Genomic DNA, 18,179 nt, shown 5'->3' on the forward strand with positions numbered 1-18,179 from the left:
ACCAACTTGCTTTTATTATTTTGTAAAAATATGTTAGAATATGGTGATGTCGAAAAGAAAGGATGCTTTATGACCTCCCGAATGAAAATTTCATTAGTGATTCCCTGCTATAATGAAGAGAAAAATGTTAGAATTATGTTAGAGACTTGCCGTCAAAGATTTGAAAATCTGGATACCGACATAGAATATCTTTTTATCAATGATGGCAGCAAAGACAGGACTTTTGAAGAGCTCAAAAAATTGATTGCTGATTATGCTTCTGAGCAGATTAAGGTTATCAACTTTTCTAGAAATTTTGGCAAGGAAGCAGCCATGTATGCCGGTCTTCAGCAGGCGAGCGGAGACTACACGGCCATTATTGATGCTGATTTGCAGCAAGATCCCAAATACATTGTAGAGATGTTCACTTTTTTAGAAAATAATCCCGATTATGATACGGTTGCTTGTTATCAAAGCAAGCGCAGAGAGTCAGCGCTGATTATCTTTTTTAAAAAGATATTCTATTGGGTCATGAATGCCATCTCTGAGACGGAGTTTGTTGAAAATGCTTCTGACTTCAGAATGATGCGTAAAGAGGTTGTTGCAGCTATTCTAACCTTAAAGGAATATCATCGTTTTTCTAAGGGGCTATTCACCTGGGTTGGTTTCAACACCTATTACCGTCCTTATGAGGTCAAAGAGCGTCAGGAGGGGGCGACGTCATGGTCTTTTGGAAAGCTTGTTTCTTATGCCATTCAAGGTTTTGTCGGCTTCTCAACAGCTCCCTTAAAAATTGCCAGTTTGCTGGGATCTTTTATTTCCATTGCATCGTTTCTCTATCTGATTTACTTGGTTTTTGACCGTATCTTTTTTGGAAATGATGTTCCAGGTTTTACAACCCTAGCTTCTCTTATCCTGTTTTCATCAGGTATTCAGATGGTGTTGATTGGGATTTTAGGGGAGTATATTGGGCATACGTTCTTACAGGTTAAGCAGAGACCCATTTATGTTGTTAAAGATTTACTGGAAAGCAACGGCAGCAGCACTCGAGCACATAATGACAAGCCATAAAGAAAAAGAGCCAGGAAGGCTCTTTTGTTGTTTTTCATTGATAATACTGGCTCATTTCCAGAGAGCTCTTATCCATGACATTGTTGTACTGAATCATTTGATAGTCTTTATACAAGTTGGTGTCTGGAGCTTGTTCAGAGTAGTTGCCGCTGCTATCGTAGTATCCCCAGGTCGTCATGACAGGAACTTCTTTTTGGAGGCTGCTTAGGAATTGATAGTAGGAACTTCTAGGAAGAGCGTAAGGTGTTTTGGCTAGTATTTCAAAGAGGCGTGGGGCCAGATAATTAGGGCTGATTGTTGTTTCTGAAACTTGAGGAAGGTCAAAATTAGCCCAGAAGATAAGCGGTGTTTGGTATTTGGAACTGCGATTGTTGGTATTTAAGTAAGGCTTAAAATAACTGTCACTGAGGATCGGCTGATGATCACCATACATAACCACAAGAGTTGGTTCTTTAATGGCTTTGAGCTGGTCTGTCAAGTCTTTGAAGGCTTGATCTGAAGCCTTTAGACTTGAGAGGTAGTCTTTGGCTTCGTCGTTATCCTCGGCATTTTGGGCAGAGACGGTTTGAGAGAAGGAGTCGGCTCCTGATTTTCCATAGCCCCCATGTCCTTGCATGGTTACTATAAAATTAAAGACAGGTTTTTTGCTCTTGGTCAGCAAGGTGAGAGCCCCTTGGTAGAGCGACTCATCGCTCATGTAACCGCGCACTTCCTTGGGGTTTTTAATAAGTTCAGTGATGGCGGGTGTTGAGTTGTTGAAATAGGATTTTTGAAATCCGAGGTAAGGATAAACTTGGTTTCTGCGATAGTTATCCTTACCGTAAGGGTGCAAGGCTACAGATGAGTACCCCTGCTGATTTAAAACGCTGGCTAGACTGTTTTTAGGGCTACTGATCAGCTGCTGGAAAGGAAAGGCATTGGGTGGCAGGATCGCCAGGCTGTTGCTGGTGAGCACTTCATACTCAGTATTGGCGGTGCTCCCGGCGAAAACAGAGACGTCCAGTTTATCCTTGATGGTATTGGCTGACAGCTGATGGATGTTTTCAAGGGGGTCGTGGTTGAACTGAAGGTTGGTTAGTTGGCTGTAGTCGGTCAGGGATTCGTTCTGGATAAGGATAATATTAGGTTTAACAGCAACATTGGTCTTCTCCCGCGGATATTGTTTCAAAATCTCTTGTACTTGACTAACCTGATAACCCTTAGGTTTTTGAATTTGAGCAGCTAAATGATATCTGGTCAGGGCAACAGGAAGACCGTAGTTATAGTAAGTATCTTGCATGGTCCAGAAATAGAGGGAGAGATTAACGGATTTGGCTAGCCCAAAAATCGTCATCGGGGCAAGCGTCAGACTGACTAGAAGTCCCAGTGCAAATATAAGGACTTTTCTAAGATAGCCTTTTGAGAGAAGAGAAGTCCAAAAGCTGTAGCTATTTGCCTTTCTTTTTTCCGGCTGTGTCCATTTGTCTGGCAATAGCTGACCATACTTGGGCAAAAAAATAACCATAATCATGACCAGCCAGCATATTGCCAGGAGAGAGGAGATGGTCGTGTCAAAGGAAAAATTAGTGGCATCTGCCACGCTGAGGCCGTCTCTAATCTGTAAGAAATGATAGGATAAGAGGGGCATATTTCTGGTGATGAGAAGTATCTTGGTGACAATCCCTGCCAGCAGGCTGCCTGCCAACAGGATGGTACTGGCAGCTTTAATAGACGTGGTCAGTAGGGCTAAACACAGCCAAATAATTCCCAGAATGCCGATGTTAATCCAATAATCATGGTGGCTTAGGTGACCGATATCAAAGATCGAATAGGCTTTTTCGATGAGGTAGAGACTGATAAACGGAACGCTGATATTTACCGCGGCATAAAAAAGGTGGGAAAAGAATCCCAACTTGGTTTTTGCTAAGAGAATTAAACATTTTTGATTCACTAGAGCCAGGTAACTGAGGCTTATCAAGAAGACGAGAAGCTCCAAGAGATTAAAAGAACGGCCTAGGAACAAAATATCTGAGGAGAGGCTGTGTGACAAGACTAACTTGAAGCTGGCGATACAGGCAGCTAATATCAGCAAGAGGCAGATTAGGAAGCTGCTTGTTTGACGCTTGTTTGCTGATTTTTTGAACTTTTTGCTAAAGAAGATGATTAGGACAGCTACTGTCAGTAGGAAGAGCTGGCCCCACCAAATCGCATTTTTGGAAGTTATAGCGTAATGCTGAGGGAAGTCGATGCTCATGGTTTTATAGTTGAGCTTCTTCCCGTAGGTATTGATTTTAGTGTAAAAGACGTCGTCAATATAGATTTCAAGATAGCCGCCGACATCATATTTGCTGTACTCAAAGGTCAGATTGCGAATGCCTTGGCCGGTCTCAATTTCAAGTGTTGGATTAGTTTGCTTGGAGCCATCGGCAATATAAATAGGAATTTTAACACCCGCCCCATACTCCGTCCATTCGGAGCGTTTGAGGGCATCATCGCTGATTGTTTTGCCATTGATACGGATATTTTTGCGAATGTTTTGATTGTAGCCGGCAGACAGAGAGTCTTTGCTGTAGGAGGCTACAAATTTCAGATTTCCTTGGTTGTTGGCCGTTTTAAGTTCATTGTTAATGCTATAAGCATAGATTAGAAGGGCCAGAACAGCCAGGACTTTTGGCAGAAGCTGTTTGTAGCGGGCAAGCCAGTCTGAAAAGCGGCTTGCTTGTAACGTGGAGGGGTCATTGGTCTCTTTTAAGGGGTCCTGTCTTTTCATTTTCATTATAAATTATTTCACTATCTCATTAAATTATCATTTTAAGCTATTGGTGCGACTCCTATTTTACTAAAAAAAGCTCCCTCTGTCTAATACAGATTTTATTTCGCAAATTGCTAAAAAATAATGGTATTTTATGATAAAATAGAGGGCGAAAACTTACTTTAAGAAAGGAAATTGCTGGTTTTGAAAGTCCAGCGGTTGATTAAAAAATACTAATGAAACGTCTATCGACCTTGTTAAAAGCGTTTAGGATCAAGAATAAAAAGGAAAGTCAGCTCATGCTTATCAGCGCCCTCTTACCCATGGCCATTATGCTGGTGGTTTGGGCCTTTATTGGCATTTTTCCTTTTGGGAACAAGTCTCATATGGCTGTGGACTTCAGTCAGCAGTATATTGGCTTTTATGGCTTTATGAAACACACCCTTCTGAGTGGCGACTGGAGTGGCTTTTTCTACTCATTTTCAAAATCTATAGGAGGCTCCATGAATGGGGTCTGGGCTTATTATCTTCACAGTCCTTTTAACCTTTTCTATGTGTTACTGCCGCTATCGCAGTTTAAGTGGGCGGTCTTTCTGTCTATCCTACTGCGCTATGGTGCCATGGGCTGGGCCTTTTCTTTCTTGCTGATCAAGCGCTATCAGGCCATGTCTTATAATAGATGGCTGATTCCGTTGATGTCAGCAGCCTATACACTTTCAGGGATGATTGTTGCCTATCAGATGAACCCTATCTTTTATGATGCCATGATTATGCTTCCGCTGATTATTTGGGCTCTGGAAGGTGTTTTAGATGGTGGCAAACCTTATCGCTATATGCTCCTGCTGGCTTTGGTTCTCTTTTTCCAGTTCTATATGGGTTACATGGTCTGTCTCTTTGTGGCGCTGTATTCTTGCTATTACTTAGCACCTCGCCTAGCTGTTTCAGGCAATATCCAAACTAAAGCTCTGAACTTTTTAAAACCTCTGATACGCGTGTTTCTCTATTCCGTTTTAGCGGCACTAACCGTTTCTTTTCTGCTATACCCGGTTTTCCTTAATTTATTAAGCAGTAAGGGTGCTTATGAGACACCGATGACCTTTGCCTGGCTTTTCCAAATCAACCCTTTAGATATTTTATCTAAGTTGATGATTGGGAGTTTTGATAATGAGTCCGGCTGGTCAGCAGGTCCCAACCTCCCCAATGTTTTTGTGGGGGCTCTTGCACTGATTGCTTTCTTCTTTTATTTCAAATACAGCTCAGCGCATCCTTATAAGAAATGGGGTGTTACTGCCATCAGTGCCTTCTTTTTCTTATCCATTACCCATGAATTTACCAGTAAGATTTGGCATATGGGTCAAAATCCGGCAGGTTTCTTTTACCGTTTCTCGTGGATCCTATCTTTCTTCATTGTTTTGATTGCTTATCAGACCTTGCGTGAGAACATTCGAATCAGTCCCAAGGATTTGGTTCTGGCGACAGTCATCGCCTTGCTTTCAGTCCTGTATGTCAACAGTCAAAATTACACTTTTATTGCGAAAAAACAGCCGGCAGCCTTGACTGATTTTGTCACACAGCATCGTCTTCTGGTTGTCGGACTGATTGTCCTCGTCATTGGTCTGCTGCTTTATCTGATTCTACGAAAAACGGCTGCATCCAAAGTCAATCAGCTGGTTCTGGCGGGGCTTGGCCTCTTCTTGGCTTTTGTCACTTATAAGACTCTGTCTTTGGGTCTGCTCTTTAGTCAGGCAACCTTAACCTTTCTCACTTGGCTCTTTGTTTTGCTTTTCTTGTTCCTTGGCTCTCAAAAACGAGGTCTCTGGATTGCACTGTCTCTGATGACGGTCTTAGAACTGGGCTACAATGCCTATCTGTCTCAGGTAACCTTGGGTTATGCGGATGCAGACAAATTTACGAGTGCTGCCCTGCAAATGAATCAGCTAGCCAGAACCATTGAAAAGAAGAACAAAGCTGGTTTTTACCGTGTTGGTTCCAGTTTTGTGTATTCAAAGAATGACCCGCTGATTGCTTCTTATCCAGGATTGAGCAGCTTCTCCTCCAATTTGGAGAAATCAACGATTAATTTATTTAATTCGATGGGCGATGTAGGAGGCAACGCTGCGACCTTCTATGCCAATGGAACGCTTCTGACAGACGCTCTTTATGGTGTGCGCTATTATATTGAACCCAAAGCCTATACCAATGAAGATGTCCTGAAAAACCCTAAAACCCATTATTTCACACCGAATGCCAACCGAACAGATTTAAAAGCAAGCTATAAAGCCATTTATGAGGATGACCGCTTTATCATCTATGAAAATGACAAGGTCTTCTCAGCGGCCTATGCCACAAATCTGGCTACCCGTAATATCAAATTCGGTCTCAATAACCCTGTCTCAAATCAGAACATCATCCTCTCTTCCATGTCGGGTGTTGAAAAGAACTATTTTGAGTATGTGGGGATCCCGACGATTGAATTAGACAATATGCAGGAAGTTATTGAAAATGGCCAGCGTATCTTCAGGAGAATCAATAAAAATGCAGTAGGTACGATCAGAATTATCTTTACTCCACAGACAGATATGACCTACTATTTCCAAGCGCCTTATGCTTTGAGAAAATCTATGGGCAATATGTCCATTACCCTAAATGGTCAGTGGTATCATTACACGCAAAGTTTTGATCAGGTTCAGCTGTGGAATTTAACCGATCGAACGGCTGGCAAGGAAATGACACTCCAGATTCAAACCTCTCAAGACGATGAAATCAACATGACCAATATGGGGCTGGTCAGAGCGGATCAGTCGGCTATTCAACAAGTGCTTGATCAGCGTCGCAAACAGGAAATGACTGTCAGCAAATGGACCAATACAAGGATTGACGGTTCGGTAAATGTCACGGATGACAGTACCGTCATGATGACCAGTGTCCCTTATGATCAGGGCTGGACGGTTAAGGTAGATGGCAAGAAGGTAGATACAACAGAAGCTTGGGGAAGTTTGATCAGCTTCCCAATCAGCAAGGGGAAACATAAGATTGAAATGCACTTTGTTCCTCGAGGCTTCTGGGTTGGCGTCATGGCTTCTCTTGCCGCCATCGGCTTAATCGCTTATCTTAAGTGGCGTGACGGCTATTACCACAATGGGGACTAATGTTGAAAGGAATTTACAAATGAAGAAAATTCTGGTAACCGGGGGTGCGGGCTTCATTGGTTCGCATACCTGTGTGGAATTACTGAATCAGGGCTACGACTTGGTTGTCTTGGATAATCTTTGTAATGCCAGTAAAAAAAGTTTGGCTGTTGTGGAAGCCCTCACAGGTAAAAAGTTAACTTTTTATCAAACAGATATTCGTGATACTGCTGCACTTGAAGCCATCTTTAAGAAAGAAGATATTGCGGCGGTCATTCATTTTGCAGGCCTGAAGACCGTTTCCGAATCGGCTCAGTTGCCTCTGCTTTATTATGATAATAATGTGAATGGGACACTCAGACTTTTAGAGGTTATGGCGAAATACGGCTGTAAAAACCTTATCTTTTCCTCTTCAGCTACTGTCTATGGAGATCAAAAAGTTGTCCCCATCACTGAAGAGGCTTCTCTGTTTGTCAACAATCCTTATGGCCGGACAAAACTTATGCTAGAGGACATGTTGCGAGATTTGCATACGTCGGATCCATCTTGGAATATTGTCATTCTGCGTTATTTCAATCCAATTGGTGCCCATGTTTCAGGAGATTTGGGAGAAGATCCAAATGGGATCCCTAATAATCTCTTGCCTTATATCACTCAAGTTGCTGTTGGGAAATTGGAAAAGGTTTATATTTTTGGAGATGATTATAAGACACCTGATGGTACTGGGGTTCGGGATTTTATTCACGTGGTTGATTTAGCTAGAGGCCATGTGGCGGCTCTTCAAAAATTAACGCCGCATTCAGGCCTTTCACTCTATAATCTAGGAACTGGGAAGGGCTACTCAGTACTTGAAGTCATTCACGAAATGTCAGCTGTCGTTGGTCGGGCTATCCCTTATCAAGTTGTTGCCCGTCGCCATGGTGATATTGAGATTAGTTATGCAGATGCTACAAAGGCTAAGGCGGAGTTGGGCTGGCAAGCGGAATTTGACCTGAGGAGAATGTGTCAGGATTCTTGGCGCTGGCAAAAACAGCATCCTAATGGCTTTTCGGACTCATAGCCAGTATTAAAAGACAGCCAGGCAGACTATCGTTATCTGCCTGACTGTCTTTTTTCAAGTCTCAGGAATTGGAAATATAACTTGAAAACATTCTGAAAAGGAGTAAACTATTAGAAGAGAAGGGGTGATGTTATGAAACTGTATGTTCAGCTAATGATTATTTTATGGTTTTCACTTCTGGGAGAAATCCTGTCTAATCTTTTGCATTTACCGGTGCCTGGAAGTATTATTGGTTTGTTTTGTCTTTTTCTGGCCTTGCAATTTAAATGGCTGCGGTTACGGCACGTCAATGATGTGGGCCGCTTTTTGTTGGGCAATATGACGATTCTCTTTTTACCAGCAGCCGTTGGGATTATGGATAAATTCCATGTCATTGCGCCCTATCTTGTCCCGATTGGGTTGATTATTTTAGGGGCGATTGTGATTAATATAGCAGTCATTGGACTTGTTGTTCAGTGGATAAAGAGTCGTTTTGAAGGAGATTATCAGGAATGAATGCGATTGTTTCAAATCCCATGTTTGGTCTGTGGCTGTCCATATTGGCCTACCTTATAGGTATTTTAATTTTTCGGCGTTTTCCCCATCCTCTGACAACGCCGCTCTTGTTGGCAACCCTCTTGGTGATCCTTTTTCTAAAGCTGACCCATATTCCTTATAAGGCTTATTATAATGGAGGCGCCTATCTGAATATGCTGATTGTCCCCTCAACAGTTGCGCTTGCGATCCCTCTTTACCAGACTTTTCACCTGATGAAACATCATGCTAAAAGTATCTTACTGGGAACATTTGCAGCTGCTCTTGCTAATACGCTTTTTACGGGATTAGTGGCTAAATGTTTCGGGATGCGCTATTTTCTAGCGATTTCTCTCTTTCCCAAGTCGGTAACCACTGCCATGGCTGTTGGGATTGTTGGTAAGATGCAAGGAATTGTCACCGTGACTTTAGTTGTCGTTGTGGCAACAGGGATTCTGACGAGTGTCTTGGGACCTACCCTTTTGAGATGGCTGAAAATAGAAGATCCAGTCGCTGTCGGTTTAGCTCTTGGCGGTACGGGTCATGCCATTGGAACAGGGACTGCCCTCAAATATGGCCGAGTTGAAGGCGCGATGGCGGGTCTGGCTATTGGAGTGACAGGTCTCATCTATGTCTTTGTATCACCTCTCGTTGCTGCTCTTATTTTAAGCTAAAAAACCTCCCTAGACATCTCTGGGGAGGTTATTTGTATTCCTTATTTAAAGTAGAGGTATTCCGGATTAGGGGTGATATAGTAGAGGTTCTTAGTGTCATCAGTATTAAAAATGAGAAGAACCTTGCCATTTTCGTAAGAATAGAGAACATATTTGGTACCAAGCTGGGCAGATGCGGCAACATCTCCTGCTCCGGTGTAAAAAGCCTTGGCCTGATTTTCGGTAATGTCTCCTTTTTTGAGCAGGTCTTTCAGATTGCTCAGTTCGTTTTCTTTCATCTTGGTTTGAATCTGAGCAGAATCGGTGATAATTTCTTGCGGTTCTCCCAAGACTTCTTTGACTTTTTCCTGCGTGTACCCTTTAAAATCAGGAATCTGTGCTTCAAATCCGTCATCATGACGGAAGTAGTAGACCTTGGCATCCCCGGTGGCATAGATTTTATCCGTCTTGGCTTCACTGGCGTTGTCAGGAAGTCCTTTGGCTACTTTATCGTCTTCGCTAGGGCTATCTTCGTCCTCTGCCGACGTTGTTGTTTCTTCTTGCGATTTACGCGTTGTTGTTTTTTTGGTCTGTTTTTCTGTCTTTTCATTTAGACCGATAGGCTGAAAGAACTCACTGCTGCAGGCTGTCAGGAATAAAACAGATATGAGCAGAAAGGGCAGGGTGATAAGGGTGTTTTTCTTTTTCATTTTAGTTTCACGTTCTCCTTTGCCATTAGTATACCATAAAAAATAGCTCCGTACCCTTTTTGTTGCGGTATAATAAGATGATAAACAGACAAAGGAGGTCGTAAATGTCAACCTATCAACTTAAAAAGAGTCAGGCAGACTTGACTGATTTTTTTGTTGCCGTTTTCAGTCAACAATATAAAGATGTCTTCGGCCGTCAGAACAGTCAGGAGAAAGCTGAAGCTTTTGTGCTGTCGATTGAGGAGGAGGGTCAAATACTTGCTGCCTTATCTTATCAGCTTTTGTATCAAACCATTAAGATCAGTGACTTGGCTGTCCTTACCTCGCATCAAAAGCAAGGACTGGGGACTTGGCTGCTTAAGGCTTTAAAAGCGGAAGCAGAGAAGCATCAGGTTCTAAATCTTATTTTGACCACTCGGTCTTACCAAGCAAAAGATTTCTATCTAAAACAAGGTTTTGCCGTTTTTGGAATGCTAAAAGATGTTCCCTTTGCCTCCGTCGATACTTACTATATGGTTTATCGCTACCAAAAAGATGAGGTGAAAATCTAAAACGAAAGCTGAGGCTTTCGTTTTTTTAATCTTTAAATCCATTCTGATCAGCCAGTTCTTTGAAGAAATAACCCGATTTTTTAATAGTGCGTTTAGCTTCCTTATCAAGGTCAACAGCGATGAGGCCGTAGCGGTTTTTGTAGGCGTTGGTCCAAGACCAGTTGTCCATACAGGTCCAGAGGTGGTAGCCTAGACAGTTAGCTCCTTCCTGGATGGCCTGATGCAGGTAGCGGAGATGGTCTTTGATAAAGTCGATTCGGTAGTCGTCTTCAATCTGGCCGTCGGCATTGATATAGCGTTCTTCGCCTTCAACCCCCATACCGTTTTCGGAGATGAAGCAAGGGATATTGCCATAGTTGTCACGGACATTGATCATGATGTCATAGATTCCCTTTTCGTAAATTTCCCAGCCTCGGTAAGGGTTCATTTTCTTGCCTGGCATATCGTAGTTATCAAAGTAGTCTTCTGGCATAGGACAGTCAGGGTTTTTATCAGCTGGATTGTCCTTAGCTTTGATCCGGCGTGGCTGATAGTAGTTGACACCAAGTATATCAATGGTATGTTGCTTGATGGCTTCCAAATCAGCGGCTGTATGTTCAGGGACCATATCCAATTCCTTGACAATCGCCACTAGATCTTCTGGGTATTCTCCTTTAATCGCTGGGTCTAAGAAGGAGCGGTTGAAGAAGGCGTCAGCGATCTTGGCTGCTTTGACATCTTCAGGATTGTTTTCATCACGAGGGTAGCTTGGGGTCAGGTTGAGGATGATACCAATCTGACCATCTTGATCTTCATGATAGGCCTGAATCGCTAGGGCGCTGGCTAGAGCTTCGTTGAAGCCGACCTGAATGGCGTGTCTGAGATTTTTTTCATTTGGATAGTGGAAATCATAGAGGTAGCCGCCTTCAACTGGGACGATCGGTTCATTATGGGTGAACCAGTATTTGACCCGATCGCCAAAAAGCTCAAAACAGGTCTTAGCATAGTGAACATAGCCCTCAACAGTTTCTCGGTTGAGCCAGCCGCCTTTTTCCTGAAGCGGCATAGGCATATCGAAATGATAGAGATTCATAAAAGGCTCAATCCCGTTTTTAATCTGTTCATCAATATAGGCATTATAAAATGCAAGGGCTTCTGGATTCACCTCGCCAGTGCCATCAGGAATCAGCCGGCTCCACTGGATAGAAGTCCGAAAGGAGTTGTGGCCGGTTGCCTTCATCAGGGCGACATCCTCTTTAAACCGTTTGTAATTATAAGATGTTTTATCTGGACCTACTTGATTAAAGAACCTCTGCGGTTCTTTTTCGTACCAAAAGTCCCAAATATTGTCTCCTTTGCCGTCTCCGTCAAAACGCCCTTCTGTTTGCGGGCCGCTGGAAGCTGTTCCCCAGAAAAAGTTTTTTGGAAAAAGATAGTCTGTCATGAGCGTCTCCTTTTTGTTTTATTCACAAGTAAAGTATACATCATAAAATAAAAAAGTCAATAATAATTTTAAAAAAGACTAGACAAATAATGAAATATGATATACAACTATGGTGACAAAAAATAAAGGTAGGTAAACTTATGAACAAGTTTTTGGATGCTATCAGTGAAAAACTGCTTCCTTTAGCAAATGTACTTGGCTCTAACAAGTACTTATCGGTGTTACGGGATGCCTTTATGCTGGCCTTCCCAGTAACCATGTTTGGTTCTATTATTGTGGTTATTTCAAATTTGCCCTTTTTTAGTGACAGTTTGAAAAAGACGCTGGCGAGCTTACTGGGGAATGGTCAGGCAGCAACCATGTCTATCATGACCATCTTCGTTGTCTTTGGTATCGGCTATTACTTATCAAAGACCTACGATGTAGAAGGCGTTTTTGGAGGCGCTGTGGCCTTGTCCAGTTTCCTCATCTTGACTCCTTTTTACACCACTACTGAATCTGGCAAGATGGTGACAGAGGTCCTAAGTTTGGAGCGCTTAGGGGCTAAGGGGATGTTCCTAGGGATGATAACGGCTTTTATAGCAGCTGAACTTTACAGCCGAATCAGTAATAAGGGCTGGCAAATTAAAATGCCTGATTCCGTTCCGCCGGCAGTTGCGAAGTCTTTTGCGGCTCTGATTCCAGGAACCTTGACGCTAACCTTGTTCTTGCTTCTTAACGCTGCCTTGACTGGTCTCTTTAAGGTTAATTTACATGATCTCATTTATCAGGTGATTCAGGCGCCACTGGTTGGTCTGGGATCAAGTATCGGAGCAACCTTAATTGCTATCTTCTTTATCCAGCTGCTTTGGTTCTTCGGTCTGCACGGGCAAATCCTTGTCAACTCTGTGATGGACCCAATCTGGAACACATTGAATTTAGAAAATATTGAGGCCTATAAGGCTGGTGAACAGGTACCGCATATTATTTCGAAGTCCTTTATGGAAACCTTTACAGTAGGACTTGGGGGCTCTGGAATGACCTTGGCGGTTGTTCTCATCATGGCTTTCGTCCTAAAGAAACAAATGTATAAGGATGTGGGAAGACTGGCGCTGGGAGCTGGCATCTTTAATGTTAATGAGCCTGTTATTTTCGGTCTGCCAATCGTGATGAACGCGACAATCTTAATTCCATGGGTGCTCTCTCCAATTGTTGTTACCCTGCTGAACTACTTCGTCATGTCTCTTGGTATCGTCCCTGCTCCGACAGGGGTATCGGTGCCGTGGACTGTGCCAGTCTTCTTCAGTGGCATGCTGGCGACCAATTCGATTCTCGGAGGACTTCTCCAAATTGTTGACATGCTTATTGTTGGCTGCATCTGGTATCCCTTCCTTCTAGTGCTAGACAGACAGGCAGATTATGAGTTATAATAAGCAATAACAATGATACTCTGATAAGAAGGTAGCCTATGTCCAAGTATGAAGAGATTGCTAATGTCATTAGAACGAGGATTTCGGATGGTATCTATCCTGTTGATTCCAATCTCCCTGTTCAGTCTGATTTAGCGAAAGAATTTTCGGTCAGCCGAATGACCATTAAAAAAGCGATTGAAATACTGACTATTGAGGGCCTTGTGTTTTCAAAGCAGGGGAATGGAACAAAGGTTCTCAATTCTTCTTTTTGGGACAAGAATGATGCCAAGTTTCGTCTGGACAATTACAATGGCCTCAGCAAGGATTTGCAGGATCAGGCTGAAAAACTGACCAGCCAGGTCATCAGGTTTGAGGTAGAATTTCCTCAGCCAGAGGTTGCAGAAAGGCTGCAATTAGACGCTAAAATGCCGGTTTATCGGATTGTCCGCCTGCGGCTGCTAGATGGAGAACCTTACGTTTTGGAGCATACCTTTATGCCTGTTGATTTGGCGCCTGGTTTAGATGAAGAGGTGCTGAAAAAATCTGTCTATGATTTTTTATTCAACCAGCTGGGTCTGAAATTTGCAGGATCTTATAAGCACATTACAGCCGCAAAGCCAGATCGCTATGATCAGGACTACTTAAAGTGTCACCCCTCTGATCCTGTCTTAGAGGTTGAACAAGTTGTTTATTTGGAAAATGGTCGTCCGATTGAATATTCACGGAGCAGAAACCGTTATGATATCAGAGGCTATTCCCTGTTAGATGTTAAAAATAATTAAGAAGAAATCTGATGCTTAATCAGATCTCTTCGTTTATACCAAGACTTTTGAAGCACCAAGGAGGAAAACGATGGCAGAACCACTTTTTTTAGAGTCTCAAATGCATGAGAAAATCTGGGGCGGCACAAAACTAAGGGATGAATTTGGCTATGCAATTCCTAGCAGCCATACGGGAGAATATTGGGCGATTTCTGCCCACCCAAACGGTGTTTCCCGGGTTAAAAATGGTCAATATAAAGGGATGCCGCTTGATCTTCTCTATAAAGAACATCAGGAACTTTTCGGAAACCCATCTGATGAGGTTTTTCCTCTGCTGACCAAGATTTTGGATGCCAATGACTGGCTAAGTGTCCAAGTCCATCCTGATGATGCTTATGCGATGGCGCACGAAGGTGAATTGGGCAAGACCGAATGCTGGTATGTCATCTCGGCAGAACCCGATGCTGAAATTATCTATGGACACAATGCCTCTTCTAAGGAAGAGCTGGCTAAGCTGATTGAGGCCGGTCAATGGGATGATTTGCTGACGAGGGTTAAAGTTAAGGCTGGGGATTTCTTCTATGTGCCGAGCGGAACCATGCATGCCATTGGCAAAGGGATTGTTGTTTTGGAAACCCAGCAGTCTAGCGACACGACCTATCGGGTTTATGATTTTGACCGACCTGATCAAAATGGCCATTTAAGAGACCTTCATTTAAAACAGTCCATTGATGTTCTGACAATTGGCAAGCCCCAGAATAGTACGCCTGATACGGTCATCATTGATGATTTGTGCTTAACTGCTTTAGTGTCTACCAGTTTCTTTACGGTTTATAAATGGCAGCTTAAGGGAGAGGCCTCCTTTAAAAAAACAGCTCCCTACAGCCTCGTGTCTATTTTATCCGGAGAAGGGAAGTTGGACGTAGCTGGCAAAAGCTATCCACTGCAAAAGGGAGAGCACTTTATCCTGCCAGCTGATGTTGAATCCTGGCATCTGTCTGGTGAGTTAGAAGCCATTGTCAGTCATGTCTGAAAAATAAAATGAGCACAAGACAAGGACTTCTCATAAACCACTACATTAAAGATTAGCAGTGAGATAAATTGAAAGCGTTTGGAACTTTTGTCCCAAACGCTTTTGAATGCTAGATGAGTGGTGTAGCATTTGGCAAATGAAGGGTAACTCTGTTGAAAACTTGTCTAAAATAAGTTACACTATTATTAATAGTATGTTTCAAAAATATGATGAGATAAAGGAGAGTTTATGGGATTTTTTAATAAAGTGATATCTGTTATAGGCTTATCTTTTGTACTGGCAGCCTTATTTGCTATTCCTGTCTCTGCTGACCAGCTGACATCGGGCTATACCGTATCAACGGATGTGACCATCAATAATTATAAGCTGGTTAATAATGGTTCCTATGGCGAAGGAAAATTTTATGTCAGTCCTACCTATACTTTCGATGATGCTACTGTCCTGAAAAATGGGGATACCCTGGTTTATGATGTGCCTAGTGTTTTCAAATTTGATCAGGCTCTGACGCAAAATTTAACGGCGCCAACTGGTGAAACCATTGCGACTTTAGTAACAGATCCTGCTACAAATAAGGCAACAATCACGATTACCAATCAGGAATATTTTGCGCGATTAAATGAAACAAAAAAGATACAGGCCTTATTTACTGTTCAATGGGCAGACGCGACACCTTATAATGTGCCGCAAACCTTCACTTTTGAAGGTGCCCAGGAGTATACGCTGACCAGAATTGTTGTGGATGAAGAACCAGAAGGGTACTCAAAGTGGGGGGTGCAAGATTCTAAGGACCCTAATATTGTGAACTGGCGTATTCGCATTAACCGCGATATTAAGCAACTTGGAAATGTTGTCATCACAGATACTATCCCAGAAGGACAGGAGCTTGAGGGCGCGATTTCAGGTTATTACTTTGCCGATTGGACAAATGGGCCTAGAACATCGTTTACAGCTAATGACCCTAATATTGTCTCTATTACAGACTCTAATCATTTCACCATCAATGCTGGCGATTTGAGTAACCGTGGAATCTATATTATTTATAAAACCCGTTTGACTGCTCCGGTGGATAAAGTAGAGAAGAAAGTCTTTAACGATATTGTCGTGACCTCAGATGGGAATCCTCTTCAGGCTCTTAATTATCGTCCTTTTGCTCCTTTAACGACGGTTGATGGGGTTGGTGAAGGAACTCGGTCAGATGAAGCCATTTTCAAAGTCAATAAGATTCTTTCTGGACGTACTCTGGCAGCTGGAGAATTTTCATTTGAATTAGTAGATGATGCAACAGGTAATGTGCTTGAGACCGTTACAAATGATAGTGCTGGAGTGGTGCAATTTTCTAAAATCAAATTCTCTACAGTAGGTGACTTTACATACACCATCCGTGAGAAAGCATCTGGTTTAGAGGGTGTAACGGATGATGCCGATGCTGATATCAAGGTAAGCGTCAACGTTGTGGATAATGGCGGTGCGAAGCAGGTTACCGCTAGTTATGATCGTGATAGCTTCACTAATGTCTATATCGCTCCGACAACGACAACCACAACTACAGAGTCCACTACGCCGACCACAACAACTAGTACAACCACAGAGTCAACCACGACGACTTCGGCAACAACTAGCACAACCACAGAGTCAACCACGACGACTTCGGCAACAACTAGTGCAACCACGGAGTCCGCCACAACAGTACCAACTACGACGGCTGCAGCATCTCGCACGACAGAGGATCCTAAATCAACGACCAGCTCTAAACCAACCACACCGAAGAAAAAGCTTAGCAAGCCTGGTTTGCCGTCAACAGGGGACGCTTCAGAAAGCTGGCTTGCTATTTTAGGGCTGACAGTTCTTGTGATAGGTGGCTATACTTACTATAAACGCCCTATTTAAGGAAGTTACTGGTATCTTATTCTTATCGTAAAGCGGTGTTTTAAGTACTTAAAAGGAGGTTCAAACGAACCTCCTTTTTGGTATAACAGTCAAGCCTCAGCAAGTGCTGAAAAGATCATCAAATGGTTTAAAGAAAGGCGGTCTTTTTTTATCGGATAAATGGGCTTACTCCCATAATATCCAGTAACAGAGGCAACAGTCTTTCTTTTTACAGCCTATAACAAAATCAATAGAAAGTAAAAGGTTTTGAGATTGAAGAATGCCCCCGTTGGACAAGACTTCAATCTTTTTCTTTTTGCCACATTGAATTCACAGTGGGTATCTTCAAATATGAAAATTATAAACAATAATTATTCTCATTTGAATATAAACTGATCCTCAATCTTTTTATGATATCATACATAACAAGAACTTGAGGTGATCAATTTGAAATTAGAACAAATAAAAGAATATGAAAGAGAACAGCCAAATAAGATAAATGATTTTTTTGATAGCTCCTACTCTAAGATATACTCAGAATTGTTAGATGTAGAGTTAGAATCGCAAGTCAACTTTTTAGAGAATACTTATTTGAAATCTAGATTAAAAAACAAAATCAAAGTTTTAGATTTATGCTGTGGTACCGGTCGACATATAAAAAAATTAAGCGATAAAGGGTATTCTATTGACGGTGTTGATATGAATCCGCAAGCAGTAAATATAGCTCAGGAAAACCTTGCTCAAGGAAAGATATATTTATCGGATGTTCAGTTTTTTAATCCAAATATTAAATACGATTTAATTTATAGTATGGAAAGTTCTATCGGCTACCTACCAGATAATCAGACTGTTGATATTTTTAAAAATATAAGCACACATCTTTTATCAGATAATGGTGTAGTTGTCTTACATCTTACCAATCGAGATTATCTAATGAAAAATCTAGGTCAACGTGTATGGTTTGGTAATGCTGAACATGGTTATTTACTTGAAAATAGAACTTTTGATTTGGAGGAAGGAATATTAAAGATTAATCAAATTAGAATTATTGATGGGATAGATAAAAAATATTCAATTGACTTAAGATTATATTCATTAAAGGAATTATCATGTTTACTTAGCGAAGCGGGATTACTTATTGCAAAAGTATATGGTGATTACAATAATGATAAATTTGACATCAATGCACCATATATGATTGTTGAATGTTCAAAACGTCATTAATAATTAATGACTGAAAAGGGGGTGAGATTATGACTACAGCACAAGGTCTGATTATCATTGCATAATGGAGAAAAATTGGAAAGAA

At 42.0% G+C, this 18,179-nt stretch carries 14 protein-coding genes; 11 read left to right on the forward strand and 3 right to left on the reverse strand.

Annotation, left to right across the window (positions count from 1 at the left end; all coding sequences use genetic code 11):
- The first annotated feature begins 81 nt into the window (after window positions 1-81).
- Entirely contained in the window at window positions 82-1,050 is a 969-nt protein-coding gene (locus tag A3GY_RS0105900) for a glycosyltransferase family 2 protein (RefSeq protein WP_051048383.1), read from the forward strand.
- 34 nt (window positions 1,051-1,084) lie between these two features.
- Here the strand turns inward: A3GY_RS0105900 and A3GY_RS0105905 are convergent, their stop codons facing one another.
- On the reverse strand, window positions 1,085-3,805 hold the full coding sequence (locus A3GY_RS0105905) for an LTA synthase family protein (protein WP_111703023.1): 2,721 nt from the start codon (window positions 3,803-3,805) through the stop codon (window positions 1,085-1,087).
- Window positions 3,806-4,017: 212 nt separating this feature from the next.
- Between A3GY_RS0105905 and pgfM1 the strand changes: the two genes are divergently transcribed.
- The 4 genes from pgfM1 (at window position 4,018) to A3GY_RS0105925 (ending at window position 9,156) form a co-directional block, all read left to right on the forward strand.
- The gene (pgfM1, locus tag A3GY_RS0105910) at window positions 4,018-6,930 is read left to right on the forward strand and encodes a glycosyltransferase PgfM1 (protein WP_026161951.1); all 2,913 of its coding nucleotides are present in this window, start codon (window positions 4,018-4,020) and stop codon (window positions 6,928-6,930) included.
- A gap of 19 nt (window positions 6,931-6,949) precedes the next feature.
- The gene (gene galE, locus A3GY_RS0105915) at window positions 6,950-7,969 is read left to right on the forward strand and encodes a UDP-glucose 4-epimerase GalE (protein ID WP_018030494.1); all 1,020 of its coding nucleotides are present in this window, start codon (window positions 6,950-6,952) and stop codon (window positions 7,967-7,969) included.
- Window positions 7,970-8,101: 132 nt separating this feature from the next.
- Entirely contained in the window at window positions 8,102-8,464 is a 363-nt protein-coding gene (locus tag A3GY_RS0105920; RefSeq protein ID WP_018030495.1) for a CidA/LrgA family protein, read from the forward strand.
- The gene (locus A3GY_RS0105925) at window positions 8,461-9,156 is read left to right on the forward strand and encodes an LrgB family protein (RefSeq protein ID WP_018030496.1); all 696 of its coding nucleotides are present in this window, start codon (window positions 8,461-8,463) and stop codon (window positions 9,154-9,156) included. The genes A3GY_RS0105920 and A3GY_RS0105925 overlap by 4 nt, the downstream gene beginning before the upstream one ends.
- Before the next feature lie 41 nt (window positions 9,157-9,197).
- On the opposite strand, the gene A3GY_RS0105930 is transcribed toward A3GY_RS0105925, so the two are convergent.
- Window positions 9,198-9,845, reverse strand: coding sequence for a DUF4947 domain-containing protein (locus A3GY_RS0105930; protein WP_018030497.1), 648 nt, complete (start codon window positions 9,843-9,845; stop codon window positions 9,198-9,200).
- A 104-nt stretch (window positions 9,846-9,949) separates the two neighbouring features.
- On the opposite strand from A3GY_RS0105930, the gene A3GY_RS0105935 reads away from it, so the two are divergent.
- On the forward strand, window positions 9,950-10,396 hold the full coding sequence (locus tag A3GY_RS0105935; RefSeq protein WP_018030498.1) for a GNAT family N-acetyltransferase: 447 nt from the start codon (window positions 9,950-9,952) through the stop codon (window positions 10,394-10,396).
- 25 nt (window positions 10,397-10,421) lie between these two features.
- Here the strand turns inward: A3GY_RS0105935 and A3GY_RS0105940 are convergent, their stop codons facing one another.
- Window positions 10,422-11,819 (reverse strand): glycoside hydrolase family 1 protein, encoded by a 1,398-nt coding sequence (locus A3GY_RS0105940; RefSeq protein ID WP_018030499.1) that lies wholly within the window; start codon window positions 11,817-11,819, stop codon window positions 10,422-10,424.
- Window positions 11,820-11,959: 140 nt separating this feature from the next.
- Here A3GY_RS0105940 and celB point away from each other — a divergent pair, with 140 nt between their 5' ends.
- The 5 genes from celB (at window position 11,960) to A3GY_RS0105965 (ending at window position 18,094) form a co-directional block, all read left to right on the forward strand.
- A complete protein-coding gene (gene celB / locus A3GY_RS0105945; RefSeq protein WP_018030500.1) occupies window positions 11,960-13,228 on the forward strand; it encodes a PTS cellobiose transporter subunit IIC in 1,269 nt (422 codons plus the stop codon).
- Window positions 13,229-13,266: 38 nt separating this feature from the next.
- Complete coding sequence (locus A3GY_RS0105950; protein WP_018030501.1) at window positions 13,267-13,992, forward strand: GntR family transcriptional regulator; 726 nt, start codon at window positions 13,267-13,269, stop codon at window positions 13,990-13,992.
- 70 nt (window positions 13,993-14,062) lie between these two features.
- On the forward strand, window positions 14,063-15,004 hold the full coding sequence (gene manA / locus A3GY_RS0105955) for a mannose-6-phosphate isomerase, class I (RefSeq protein ID WP_018030502.1): 942 nt from the start codon (window positions 14,063-14,065) through the stop codon (window positions 15,002-15,004).
- A gap of 228 nt (window positions 15,005-15,232) precedes the next feature.
- Complete coding sequence (locus A3GY_RS09725; protein WP_018030503.1) at window positions 15,233-16,891, forward strand: collagen binding domain-containing protein; 1,659 nt, start codon at window positions 15,233-15,235, stop codon at window positions 16,889-16,891.
- Between the two features lie 417 nt (window positions 16,892-17,308).
- Complete coding sequence (locus tag A3GY_RS0105965) at window positions 17,309-18,094, forward strand: class I SAM-dependent methyltransferase (RefSeq protein WP_231871632.1); 786 nt, start codon at window positions 17,309-17,311, stop codon at window positions 18,092-18,094.
- Window positions 18,095-18,179: the final 85 nt, after the last annotated feature.

It is taken from the genome of Streptococcus ferus DSM 20646, assembly GCF_000372425.1.
Classification (GTDB): Bacteria; Bacillota; Bacilli; order Lactobacillales; family Streptococcaceae; genus Streptococcus; species Streptococcus ferus.

Bases quoted from the DNA above. Each gene is read 5' to 3' on its own strand.
- A3GY_RS0105900 (WP_051048383.1), top strand. From the start codon at position 82: ATGAAAATTTCATTAGTGATTCCCTGCTATAATGAAGAGAAAAATGTT.
- A3GY_RS0105905 (WP_111703023.1), bottom strand. From the start codon at position 3,805: ATGAAAATGAAAAGACAGGACCCCTTAAAAGAGACCAATGACCCCTCC.
- pgfM1 (WP_026161951.1), top strand. From the start codon at position 4,018: ATGAAACGTCTATCGACCTTGTTAAAAGCGTTTAGGATCAAGAATAAA.
- galE (WP_018030494.1), top strand. From the start codon at position 6,950: ATGAAGAAAATTCTGGTAACCGGGGGTGCGGGCTTCATTGGTTCGCAT.
- A3GY_RS0105920 (WP_018030495.1), top strand. From the start codon at position 8,102: ATGAAACTGTATGTTCAGCTAATGATTATTTTATGGTTTTCACTTCTG.
- A3GY_RS0105925 (WP_018030496.1), top strand. From the start codon at position 8,461: ATGAATGCGATTGTTTCAAATCCCATGTTTGGTCTGTGGCTGTCCATA.
- A3GY_RS0105930 (WP_018030497.1), bottom strand. From the start codon at position 9,845: ATGAAAAAGAAAAACACCCTTATCACCCTGCCCTTTCTGCTCATATCT.
- A3GY_RS0105935 (WP_018030498.1), top strand. From the start codon at position 9,950: ATGTCAACCTATCAACTTAAAAAGAGTCAGGCAGACTTGACTGATTTT.
- A3GY_RS0105940 (WP_018030499.1), bottom strand. From the start codon at position 11,819: ATGACAGACTATCTTTTTCCAAAAAACTTTTTCTGGGGAACAGCTTCC.
- celB (WP_018030500.1), top strand. From the start codon at position 11,960: ATGAACAAGTTTTTGGATGCTATCAGTGAAAAACTGCTTCCTTTAGCA.
- A3GY_RS0105950 (WP_018030501.1), top strand. From the start codon at position 13,267: ATGTCCAAGTATGAAGAGATTGCTAATGTCATTAGAACGAGGATTTCG.
- manA (WP_018030502.1), top strand. From the start codon at position 14,063: ATGGCAGAACCACTTTTTTTAGAGTCTCAAATGCATGAGAAAATCTGG.
- A3GY_RS09725 (WP_018030503.1), top strand. From the start codon at position 15,233: ATGGGATTTTTTAATAAAGTGATATCTGTTATAGGCTTATCTTTTGTA.